Source organism: Streptomyces sp. NPDC054813 (assembly GCF_053611365.1).
This window is the reverse complement of sequence record NZ_JBSHAF010000036.1, coordinates 1-11,807: the sequence shown is the minus strand read 5'-3', so window position 1 is coordinate 11,807 and position 11,807 is coordinate 1. Positions and strand designations below refer to the sequence as shown.

At 71.1% G+C, this 11,807-nt stretch carries 8 protein-coding genes; 6 read left to right on the top strand and 2 right to left on the bottom strand.

The window, feature by feature from the left end; translation table 11 throughout:
- Positions 1-612 precede the first annotated feature (612 nt).
- Together ACWGJB_RS44550 and ACWGJB_RS44545 are read right to left on the bottom strand one after the other, a co-directional pair.
- Positions 613-1,776 carry an aminoglycoside phosphotransferase gene (locus ACWGJB_RS44550; protein WP_453385758.1) on the bottom strand — a complete coding sequence of 388 codons (1,164 nt, stop codon included), beginning with the start codon at positions 1,774-1,776 and terminating at the stop codon, positions 613-615.
- A gap of 346 nt (positions 1,777-2,122) precedes the next feature.
- Positions 2,123-2,773: a condensation domain-containing protein gene (locus ACWGJB_RS44545; RefSeq protein ID WP_453385757.1), complete on the bottom strand. Its 651-nt coding sequence runs from the start codon at positions 2,771-2,773 to the stop codon at positions 2,123-2,125.
- 724 nt (positions 2,774-3,497) lie between these two features.
- Between ACWGJB_RS44545 and ACWGJB_RS44540 the strand changes: the two genes are divergently transcribed.
- From ACWGJB_RS44540 to ACWGJB_RS44515, 6 genes are all read left to right on the top strand, one after another.
- Positions 3,498-3,878 (top strand): hypothetical protein, encoded by a 381-nt coding sequence (locus ACWGJB_RS44540; RefSeq protein ID WP_453385756.1) that lies wholly within the window; start codon positions 3,498-3,500, stop codon positions 3,876-3,878.
- A complete protein-coding gene (locus ACWGJB_RS44535) occupies positions 3,859-5,988 on the top strand; it encodes a HEAT repeat domain-containing protein (protein WP_453385755.1) in 2,130 nt (709 codons plus the stop codon). The genes ACWGJB_RS44540 and ACWGJB_RS44535 overlap by 20 nt, the downstream gene beginning before the upstream one ends.
- Before the next feature lie 18 nt (positions 5,989-6,006).
- Entirely contained in the window at positions 6,007-6,933 is a 927-nt protein-coding gene (locus tag ACWGJB_RS44530; RefSeq protein WP_453385754.1) for a DUF6924 domain-containing protein, read from the top strand.
- A 629-nt stretch (positions 6,934-7,562) separates the two neighbouring features.
- Entirely contained in the window at positions 7,563-7,706 is a 144-nt protein-coding gene (locus ACWGJB_RS44525; RefSeq protein WP_453385753.1) for a hypothetical protein, read from the top strand.
- Between the two features lie 670 nt (positions 7,707-8,376).
- Positions 8,377-9,960 (top strand): FMN-binding glutamate synthase family protein, encoded by a 1,584-nt coding sequence (locus tag ACWGJB_RS44520; RefSeq protein WP_453385752.1) that lies wholly within the window; start codon positions 8,377-8,379, stop codon positions 9,958-9,960.
- A 13-nt stretch (positions 9,961-9,973) separates the two neighbouring features.
- Positions 9,974-11,737 (top strand): thiamine pyrophosphate-dependent enzyme, encoded by a 1,764-nt coding sequence (locus ACWGJB_RS44515; RefSeq protein WP_453385751.1) that lies wholly within the window; start codon positions 9,974-9,976, stop codon positions 11,735-11,737.
- Positions 11,738-11,807: the final 70 nt, after the last annotated feature.

The following is an 11,807-nucleotide window of genomic DNA, read 5'->3' as shown; positions in this document are numbered from 1 at the left end:
CTCTCTTTTGGTGCGGTCGCCCCTACTCTCCCCCCCCCCCCCACAACACCCCGGCGCCGTGGCCGTCCCCACGGTCGGCGCCTGTACCGGCGCGGTGGCTATCCGCTCTTGAGCCGTGCCGGTACGGCGGGTGTCACCTCGGTGCGGGGCCGGCGCTCACCGCGGGGCGGCGGGTGACTGCGGCCCGGTTGCCGTCCGGGTGTCGGCGGTGGGCAGGCCGGGGGTGCGAGGCCCTTGGACGGAGGCAGCCGGGCCTGCGGCCGGTGGGGCCGACTACTGCGGCCGGCGCAGCAGGACGAATCCCACCGCGGCTGCCAGCAGGGTCAGGGCGGCCGCGACGACCAGGCAGAGCTGAAGACCGTCGGTGAACGCCTGCGACAGGGCGCCGAGGACACGCGGGGTGCCGCGCCCATGCGAAGCCTGCCGACCGCACTCAGTCCGCCGGCGTCCGCGGCCTCGGTGACGCGCCGGACCGTCGCCCCGTCCAGCCCCGCGTCGGTGAGGTGTCCGGGCAGAGCGTCCACGCCCCGAGCGGACAGCAGCGCGCCCAGGACGGCGGGGCCGAGGGCGGCGCCGTTGAGCAGAACGGTGGGTCATGCGGCCGGAGCTCCGCTAGTGGCCGGGGGCACCTGAGCCGCTGGGCGGGGCGGGGAAGCCGAGCAGCGGGGCCAGGGTCCTCGCCTCGTCCGCCCAGTCGGCCAGGAATGCCAGTGCCGTTCCCCGTTCGCGGTAGCGGTGTTGCAGTGAGACCGTCTCCCGGCGCCCGTAGGCGAGGCGGCGGGCGTCGCCGGCGTGCAGCAGCATCTGGGCGGTGAGCCAGTCGTACTTGACCGCCGAGGCGCACACGGCCAGCCGGACGAGGCGCTCATCGCCCCGCCAGCCCGCCGCGCGCAGCCCGCGAAGGTAGGCGCTGTAGACCGTGGCCGCGAGCTCGGGCAGCCGGGCTGCAGGCATGAAGTGGTCGAAAACGGTGTCGGGGATGTAGTTGCCGATATCCTCGCCCAGTGCGCCGTCCCCGGCGAACGCCCAGTCGAGGACCACGCTGTCACTGCCACGGGCCAGTACATTGGCGGGCCACATGTCGAGGTGGCTGAAAACGCGCGGCAAGGATTCCGTCACCTCGAGGAACCATGCCCGATCGTGGTGCAGCCGGACCATCCTCGAGCGCAGCCCGGCGGGGAAGTGATCCCGTACCGCGGGCTGCCGCCACGCCTCGTCGTCGTCGAGGAGTTCCCAGCCGAGCGACTTCGAGGCCAGATAACCGCGCAGGAACCCCCGGCTGAGCCAGGGGCGGTCGAGGGGGCCCGAGGCGAGCTGACCGCCGTGCGCCGCGCCGAGCCGTTCGGCATGCGCTCCGTGGCGCGGCACAGACCACGCGGTCGCCGGCTCGCCCGGCACGTCCTGCAGCCACAGGGCGATGTCGCTGTCCGCTCTCTCCAGCGCGGCCAGCAGCCGCGGTCCGTTGATCCCGTGCCGCTCCCACACGTGTTGGAGCCCTTCCTCGTACAGGAAGGCCTCGCGGCGCCAGTAGTTCCAGTGCCGCGGATCGTCGGAGGCGGACCACGCTCCCTTGGCATGTCCGGCGCCGGAGACCACCTTCACCACGGCCGACCGCGCGCCGGCGTGCACCCGCCAGACGCCGCTGGTGACGGCGTTCACTGGATTGTGCAGCAGCGGCACGCACACCGGGTCGGTCGCCCGCTCCCCGAAGACCGCCTTCAGCTCCCGGCGGAGCTGTCGCGTCGGTTCCTGGGCTGCCGTCTCGGTTTCGTGCACGTGCCGAGCATAGGGCTCAGGCGCGCTCGGCTGTCTCGCGGACCGCCTCCTCGAAGGGGGGTGTCGAGGGCTGTGGCGACGAGACGCCAGGCGGCCGTGAGCCGGCGCTGGGCCACTGCGATGTCCCGGTCGCTGAAGTGGGCCGTGTGTTCGAACTCGCCCTGCAGCCCGCTGTCGGTCTGTGCGACGTTCACCGTCCAGTCGCGTTGTACGGCCGAGGGCGGCAGCCGGTGGTGTTCAGCCCGCAGCCCGGCGAACTCGCTCGGGCCGAAAGGCGCGTTGTTCTGTACCAGCATGACGGTCGCCAGCCCTCCCGCTGCGCTCGTGGTGGTGCGCGGCAGCCTGCTCACCACATCCGTGAGCGCCGATGCTCCCGGCCCAGGGCCTCGCGCACGGTGTCCTGACAGCGCAGGGTCAGCTGGGCCAGGCTGGGGTTGTCGCGCAGGTCGAGGCGGAGCAGCATGGTATTCACGAAGCAGCCGATGAGCCGATGGGACCCGGCCTCGCGGCGTCCGGCGGTGGGCGTGGCGACGACCAGGTCGCGCTGGTCGCCGTAGCCGCACAGCAGGACGAGGAATCCCGTCAGCAGCCCCGAGAACAGGGTGACGCCCTGCCGGTCGCAGGCTGCCTGAAGCAGCGCCGCCTCATAACCGGGCTGCGACACCTCGCGCGCGGCACCCTCCCGGTGTGCGAAGTGATCGCCGTGCGGGGTGGGGGAGGGCAGCGGCACAGCGCGCGGCGCGTCGGTGAGACCGTGGACGGTCCGCCTGACCGGGCACGCCGACCGGACTGCCACCGTCACCTGCACCACCGCGGCCTGCCGGATGCCGCCCCGCTCCAAAGACCTCGCCGCTCTGCGGGCGTTCGCCGCCGACCACGCTGCCGCGCACGCGCGGGTGGCCACCGTCCACGCCAACGCCTGCTGCCACTGCGTCTCTTCGCAGTGCGCCGCCCACGTCGACACGCCCGCCCACTGCGCGGGCGGCGTGGCACTCATCCTGCAACACGATCCCCTCGTCGGCCGTGTTTGGACGTTCGAAGAGGTCTGTGAGGCGTGCGCCCCGCTGATCCCCGACTCCCGCGTCCTGGCCCGCGCCGCCCGGCCCTCACATGCGGCCCAGCGGCGAGACGGGCAGGTGACGCCCCAGGTGCCGCCGCCCGCACGGCCCGGCATTCCCGGAGGATTCTCCTCACCCGCCGCCCAGCCCGCTGAGACCCAGGCCCGGCAGCCACGGCGCTCACCACGCACTTCACGCGCCACGTGGCGCCGCAGCCAGGGACAAGGGCGCTGACCGACCGAGGCTCAGGCCAGTGTTGGAACCGCAGTTAACGTTGTCCTCGCCCGCTCTTCGAGACAACGACCGGTCCGTGCGGTTGTGGCTGGTACCGGTCTCGGCCACCGCGTACTGGCTGGGCAGGACCATCCGGGACATCGTGTTCCCAAGGTGCTGACGGCCACCCCGGCCCCTGAAGTGAAGAACGACGGCCTGATCCCCTCGACTGCTTCTGGAACGGACACGCGACACACTTCTCGCGGCGACGTACAGCAGGCGCTTTCGGTGAAAGGCAGTGGGGCATTGCCGCAGGTACGCCGTACCGTCGGACCATGACCGTCTTACCGACACCGTCTCCAGGCGCGCGCTGGCTGCTCAAGGTGACGAATCCAGTCGGCACGCGCCGACGACACCGGCTGGGATCAACAGCGAGTTCTGCTGCGCTCGGTGGCCTCGTACGACTCCGGCACCCAGACCTGGAGCTACTGGATCGGTGCGCTCGGCCTTGCGACCGTGGAGACGCTGCAGACCCTGTTCGATGCGGCGCGCACGTTCGGGACCGAGATCCATCTCGCGCCGGCGCCGGTCCCGGACTGGTGGACGGGCCCGGCCTTCACGGGCGACCCCGACATCGCCGCTCTTCTTGCCGCCAAGGCGGATGACGGCGGCAGCTTGGCGAACTGCCCCTCGCCTGAACGTGATCGTCCCGTGCTCCGAGCCATCGGACGCCAACGGGACGGCTCTCGCCTTCAATCGGTCCCACTGGGAACGGCTCCTGTTGTCAGTGGTACCTGGCATGGTTCGGATCATGTTCGACGGACTTCATGACATCGACTGGGCATCGATGGAGCACGCGTACGGCTCGGCTGAGGAGGTGCCGGCGCTGCTGTGGGCGCTGCGTTCTCCGGACGCGGAGGAACGCAGCAAGGCTCTTGACCGCTTCTACGGTGCGGTTCACCACCAAGGTGACGTGTACCCGTCCACGGCAGCCAGTCTGCCCTTCCTGTTCGAGTTGGCCGCCGACAGCGCCACGCCCGACCGGGCCGCCGTGGTCGCGCTGGTGGTCAGCATCGGCCGGGAGTCCCTCGACCGGGGCTTTGAGGATGACGGTACCGAGATCGGGTACTACCCCCCGACGGGCTGCGCGCAGGCCGTCGCCTTCCTGAGCGAGCGGGGCGCGGAGTTCGCCGAACTCGCCCGAGACCCAGACCCGGACGTGCGCCTGGCCACGATACCCGGGCTCGGATTCTTCCTCGACGATGCCGATCGGGCCGCCGCCCTGCTGCGCGAGCGGCTGGCCGCCGAGCACAGTATCGGGGCGCGGCTGCGGATCGTGGAGGCGGCGGCCGCCCTGGCACTGCGCCTGCCGGCGGCCATGCACCAGGTGATGGACTGGCTTGGCGGGCTCGCCGCCGACCCGGCCTGGGGCCCGGTAACCCGGCTCGCGGCCGTGGTCCAGCGGGTCCGCTGCGCCCCGGATGATGTCGGCGAGGACGTCGTGCCGACTGCCATCGGCCTGCTGCGTCAGAGTGCCCATGCCATACCAGTGCGGCGGATCGCACCGGCTTCGAACCGCCCGGCGGCACCCACGCACGGAGTTGCGCCCCAGATCGTCGCCGCGTTCGAGGATCTCGACCGGCGCACGCGCGTGTACGCGCCGACCACCATCCTGCTGCGTACGTTCCACGAAGCCCTGGGCGCCCGGGTGCCAGAGCGCACCGCGGTACTGGCCGAGCAGTTGAGCAGCCCTGACCCCGGCTCGCGCCTGGACGCGGTCCGTATGAGCGGGGAGCTGATGCGCACCTGGCGCGGGGACCACACCCGCCTCCTCCTGCTGGTTGCTGACCAGCTCACCACGGACGACCAGGAGGTCGCCGCCGAGGCTGCGGCCGTCCTGGAGGCCTGCCACCCGATCGCCGCCCCAGCCCGGGAGGCACTCGCCGCGCACATCGACGCCCAGCGCACGGCGCACGGCCCCCACGTATGGGCCACACCGCAGCCGCCGCTGCGCAGAAGCCACCAGGAAGCTGTCCGGGCCCTGGCGCGCCTCGGCGACGCACGCGCGCTACCGAGCCTGCGGGCCGCTCTGGACAGCGACGCAGACGGCTGGCGAGCGATTCAGGTCGCCGGGCATCTGCCGCAGGCAGCCGATGAGTTGGTGCCACGGCTCTGCGACCACCTGCGCCGGATCGACCTCTCCCAGCAGCGGACCGAGATGAGCACCAACGCGATCCTCTCCGCCCTGGCCATGCTCGGCGACCCGGCCGCGGTTGCTGTGGTGGCGGACACGCTCGGCGCCGCCGTGCGCCATGAGCAGCACGGCGTCACGCGATCGGCTCTGAAGGCGCTGGGAGCGTTCGGCCCGGCAGCGGCCAGCGCACAGGACTCGATCCGATCGCTGACCACCGCCGCCGACGCACATATACGCCCTGCGGCTGTCGCCGCGCTGTGGGCTGTTGGCGGTGACCTGTCTGAGGTCATGCCGCTCCTGCTCGGCCTCCTCGACGGCCGCATCACCTTGCACATCGGTGATGCGGCTGATCTGCTCGGCGAGATAGGCCCGCCCGCCTCCGCCGCGCTGCCGCGCCTGCGGGACCTTCTGACGCACGACTACGAATGGGTTCGCGTGCATTGTGCGGCCGCGCTGTGGGAGATCGGCGGCGAGGCCGAGGCACCGGCCGTCCTGGACGCCTTGCTGCAGGCCATGGCCAAGAACTCCGCGACGGCCAACCACGTCGTGACCTGCCTGGACCGCATGGGCGCCCTCGCGGTACCGGCTCTGCCCCTGCTCCGCGAGCAACTGGCCCTGCCCCGGCGCGGCGGCAGGTTCCAGAGCATCGACCACGACGAGGAACTCCAGCGGGTCGGCCGTACCCTCATCGCCCGCCTCGCCACACCCGACGAGTTCGCCGCCCTCGTTACCAACTCCTCCTTCTGACAGCGCCGTAGGAGAGACATGTCCTTTCCCGAGTTTCCTCAGCCGGCGCCCGGTGAGGTGCTGTTGGTCTGCACGTGCTACGAGGACGGCAGGGCTCTGTGGGGCGGCCTCCTCGACGAGATCGGGGGCCGCCGGGAAGACGACGGGCTCGTCCTCGGGAGCAGGGGAGTGCGGCTGCGTATGGTCGAGGACAGCGGATGGGACTTTCTGCATGGGGGAAACATCCCGGCGCTGGTTCCCGACAGCAGTCCTGTGCCGCCGGTCGTCGTCGTGGCGGACATCCCGGTGGTGTACGGCGGGGCCGGGCCGCTGCTGGTGGACCTGGCGGCGATACCCGGGCGTGGCTTCCGGATCCCGTCGGCCCGGCTCGGCGAGATCCTCGTCGGCCTGCTGGGCGGCGCACTCGCCTTCGATGACCTGGTGCGTGACATGGACCGGTGCGGGACGTACCAGGGTGATGGCGGCCGGCCGGCTTTCCCCACGCCGACGCTGCCGCGCCGGTCCTTCCCGTTACTTCCCTCCGCCGCCGCGGCCCTGCTGGTCCGCACCTGTTTCGACGACGAGGTGGGTTGGCAAGCCCTGCTCGGCGAGCTGGGTGGGACGGACGCAGACGGCTGGGTCGGCGCGGACCTGGACCCAGACGAGATCGACGTGGAGCACTACCCGTTGACAGCGCTGGTCGTCGCCGACCCTGCCTTCGAAGGCCTCCAGCCGGGCCAGGTCCCGGCGCTCGTCCCGCCCGAGGAGCACACCACGCTGGTAGCGCTCGCCGACGCCCGGACCTTTGCCGAGCCCGGACGACCGCTGACCGTCGTCGACCTGTACGACAGCCCGGGGCAACAGGCCGTCCTTCCATGCCGCGAGGTCGGATCGATGGCGTGCAACCTGGAGATCGCCAACATGGACTTCTACGAGTTCGTCGCCGAGGACCAACGATCCCTCTGACATGTTGGGGTTCACTACGGAGACGGAGACCGGCACCGCCTTCTCCCTTCCCGTGCGCGGTTGCATCCACCTTCGTCTCGTACCGTCAGGGCCCCGAGTCGGGATTCACCCGCCCGGGGCTCCCGGTTCACCCGCGAAAACGCCACCGCGCAGCGCGAGGGGGCCGGGGCGCCATCCACCTCGGATCCCCCGCCGCGGACTCGGCTCATCCGCGTGATCGGCACCGACGACGGCTTCTTCGGTAAGAGGGATGCTGATCGCGCCGGGGCGAGCCGCCAGGCACGTCGAGCCGATCGCGGGCCGGCCCTGTTCCCGGCCCTGCAGCCAGGATCGCCTTGAACCGGGCGGCGGTGTCCGGGAAGGGCACCACGTCCTACAGCACGAGCCGGTCGCGGTCTCCGGGCCGGTACACCGTCCGGCGATGCCGCCAGCCGCGCGGGCGCTGGCGGGTCGAAGCCAGCGGGCTGGGCAGGGCCGCTGGCGACGTGCCTTGCCATCCTCTACGGGACCCCCGCCGCGTGCGACCGTGTCCGTGACAGTCGCGCCGACCACTCGGCGGAGGATCGCCGACACGGCGTGAACCTCCCTTTCGTCACCGGCCTGACGGAAACCTGCTGCGGAGCGCGCGAATGTTGCTGGGCCGCCCCCGCGAACTGTCCGTCGCCTGCACCCACCGCATCATCGGGCTCTGCGAACGCCAAGGCGTACCCGTCCTCGCCGACCGCGCTTACACCGGCGCCGGCCCCCGGGACGCCACCGGGTTCAACCGGTGACCAGGCCGGGAACTCCCCCCGCGATCCAGCGCACGTCAACTGCACACTCCGCCGGCCTGGGATCCGGTCGAGCGCGCCATGGCAGGGCTGGAGTCCTGTCGGCCATGACGCTCGTTTGACGCTCTGGGCGCCAAGACGCGGTACCGCGAGCCCAAAAGGGGCTTCTGACCTGGCCTTTTCCGAGACTCACTCAAACCGACAACTTCCCGATGACCTCGCATGTGGAGTGCGTGGCGATTCTTGAGCCTGCGGCGCAGGGCTCCTGATCTGCGGGTTTGCGGCCCGGGTGGTTCACTCGACCTGTTTGCCTGCCTGCACCGGGTCGAGCGGACGGTTCCCTCGCGGGGGACATTTCAGTGCTGCTGACCTGCTGTAGGCCAGCCGGGGTGCCGGCCCGACGACCGTCGAAACCTCGGTTCGGTCCCATCTCCGCGCCGAGTCGGAGGTCAGGTTGCCGCCGGGTCTTGCCCATGCGGTACGGGCTGGGGCTGATGGCGTGTTCCCGTGTGGACGCGGCGCTGAGGGCGAGGGCGTTGGAGAAGCCCCAGCGGTCCACCACCCTGATGAGCGTGGCCGGGGGCTCGCGGCCCGTCCGGCGGCCACGGCGACTGGGAGCGTCCAGTGCCCGGCTGTCGCGCATGGCGATCGATATCCGGGCAACACGCCAGGTGTGACACGCGTTGGAATCGTCCTCCTGACTCTCTTGGCCGCTCTCGGGGCTTTGGCCGCGGCGCTCGGGATCTCGCCCTACTGGTGGTTCGCGGCCGTTCCGCTCATTCTCACGGGGGTGCTGGGCGCCTGGGACCTGGTGCAGCGGCGGCACTCGGTGCTGCGCAACTATCCCGTCCTCGGCCATGCCCGCTACCTCCTGGAGCGCGTACGCCCGGAGCTGCAGCAGTACTTCATCGAGCGGAACTATGACGGGCGCCCCTTCGACCGGGATGTGCGCAGCATCGTCTACGAGCGCGCCAAGGGCACCGACGCGGAGGAGCCGTACGGCACCGAGCGGGACGTGTATCAGCCCGGTCACGAGTTCCTGGTCCCGTCGATGGCGCCGTGCCCGGTGCCGAAGGACCCGCCGCGCGTGAGGATCGGCGGACCGGACTGCAGCCGTCCGTACGACATGGCACTGCTGAACGTCTCGGCGATGAGCTTCGGCTCGCTCTCCGCCAACGCGGTCCTCGCGCTCAACGGGGGTGCCGCGGCCGGGGGTTTCGCCCAGGACACCGGTGAGGGCGGGCTGTCCGAGTATCACCTCCGTCCGGGAGGCGACCTCGTTTGGGAGATCGGCACAGGGTACTTCGGCTGCCGTACCGAGGAAGGCGATTTCGACGCGGCCGAGTTCGCCGACAAGGCCGCACACGATCACGTCAGGTGTGTGTCCCTGAAACTGTCGCAGGGCGCGAAGCCCGGCATCGGCGGTGTTCTGCCGGGAGCCAAGGTGAACGCCGAGATCGCCCGGGTCCGCGACGTGCCCGAGGGGCGGACGGTCGTCTCCCCGCCGTACCACCGGGTGTTCTCCACCCCGCGCGAACTCGTGCGCTTCATCGCTCGCATGCGCGAGTTGTCCGGTGCCAAGCCTGCCGGGTTCAAGCTGTGTGTGGGCTCCCGGCGGCAGTTCCTGGCCGTGTGCAAGGCCATGCTGGAGGAGGGCACTGCGCCTGACTTCATCGTGGTGGACGGCGCCGAGGGTGGGACCGGTGCGGCGCCGCTGGAGTTCGCGGACCATGTGGGCACCCCGCTCACCGAGGGTTTGCACACCGTTCACAACGCCCTCGTGGGCGTGGGCCTGCGCGATCGGATCAAGATCGGGGCGAGTGGCAAGATCGCCACCGGCACTGACCTGGTCAAACGCATGGTGCAGGGCGCCGACTACGGCAACGCTGCGCGGGCGATGATGTTCGCCGTCGGGTGCATCCAGGCGCAGAGGTGCCATACCAACACCTGCCCCACGGGTGTCACGACCCAGGACCCACGGCGTGCCCGCGCTCTCGACGTAGGCGACAAGACGACGCGCGTCCAGCGCTTCCAGCAAGCGACCGTGGCCAGCGCGTTGCAGATCATGGCGTCCATGGGTGTCACCGATCCCGCGGAACTGCGTCCGCACATGCTCCGCCGGCGCATCGACCCCTGCACCGAGCGCTCCTTCGAGGAGCTGTACGAGTGGCTTGCGCCAGGGCAGTTGCTCGCCGAGCCGCCCGCCTCCTGGGCGGCCGACTGGCAGGCCGCCGACCCCGACCGTTTCACCGTGTGACCTGGAGGACTACGTGACCCGTACTGTTGCCCGCGTCATCGTGGACGCGTTGAGCGAGCTCGGCGTGCGCCAGGTGTTCGGCGTCGTGGGAGACGCGCTCAATCCCCTGACCGACGCCATCCGCACCACCGAGGGACTGGAATGGGTGGGCTGCCGGCACGAGGAGGCGGCGGCTTTCGCCGCGAGCGCCCAGTCGCAGCTCACCGGCACCCTCGGCGTGTGCATGGGCACGGTCGGACCCGGTTCCGTCCACCTCCTCAACGGGCTGTACGACGCGGCCAAGAGCCACGCCCCGGTCCTGGCCATCGCCGGCCAGGTGCCGCTCGCCGAACTCGGCAGCGACTACTTCCAGGAGGTGGACAACGACGCCCTCTTCAGGGATGTGGCCGTGTTCCGCGCGACCATCACCTCTCCCGACCAGCTTCCGCAGATGCTGGAGACGGCGGTGCGTCACGCACTGGGCCGCAGGGGCGTCGCCGTTCTCACGGTGCCGGGTGACCTGGGCGAGCGGGAACTGACCGCCGACCGGCCGGCCCGGTTCTCCCTGAACGCCCCGGTGAGCCGGCCGGACGGGTCGGCCGTCCACCGCGCCGCGGAACTCCTCGACCGTTCCGAACGGGTCACCCTGCTCGTCGGTGAGGGCGCCCGCGCCGCTCGCGAGGACGTCCTCACCCTCGCCGACCGCCTGGCCGCACCGATGGTGCTCACCCTGAAGGCCAAGGCGGGCTTCGAAGGCGACGACAACCCCTTCCAGGTCGGCCAGACGGGGCTGATCGGCAACCCCGCCGCCGCCGCGGCCCTCCAGGACGCGGACACCCTGCTGCTGCTCGGCACGGACTTCCCCTACCGGGACTGGTATCCCGAGGGCCGGACCGTGATCCAGGTGGACACCGAGGCCACCCATATCGGACGCCGGGTACCGGTCGACGTCGGGCTCGTGGGAGACACCGGCGCCACCGTACGCGACCTCCTGGACGACCTCGCCGCCGCGCCCGCCGGGTCCGAAGGCGCACGTGACCGCTCGCACCTGGAGAAGGCGCGTGAACGCTTCGACCAGTGGCGCACCGGTCAGGCCCGGCTCGCCGATCCGTCGCACGACAAGGGCGTGGTGGGCCGTATCCGCTCCGCGCTGGACAACCGCGCCCATGACATCCGCCCTGAGGCGCTGGCCGCGGCCGTCGACCGGATCGCGGCCGATGACGCCGTCTTCACCTCTGACACGGGCATGGCCACCGTGTGGCTCTCGCGCTTCGTCGAGATGCGCGGCGAGCGGCGCCTCATCGGCTCCTACAACCTCGGCTCGATGGCCAACGCCATGCCCCAGGCCCTGGGCGCCCAGTGTCTGGACCGCGAGCGCCAGGTCGTGGCCTTCTGCGGCGACGGCGGACTGAGCATGCTCCTTGGCGACCTCATGACCCTGAAGACGTACCGCCTTCCCGTCAAGCTCGTCGTCTTCGACAACCGCCGGCTGGGCATGGTGAAACTCGAACAGGAGCAGTCCGGCCTGCCCGAGTTCGGCACCGTGCTCGACAACCCCGACTTCGCCGCCGTAGCCGAAGCCATGGGCATCACCGGCATCCGTGTGACCGACCCGGCCGACGTGGAGGGCGCCGTGCGACGCGCCTTGGGCAGTCCGGGCCCGGTCCTGCTGGACGTTCTCACCAACCCCGACGAGATCGCCGTCCCGGCCAAGCCGACCGTCGAGCAGGGCTGGGGTTTCGCGGTCGCCAAGGTGAAGGAAATCGTACGCAGCCATGGAGAGTCCGGCGGGGACTGACAGCAGTTCGAGGAATGCCGATCGGCGGACGGGGTAGGCGCGTGCCTGCCGGACGATGGACCGGCGAGGA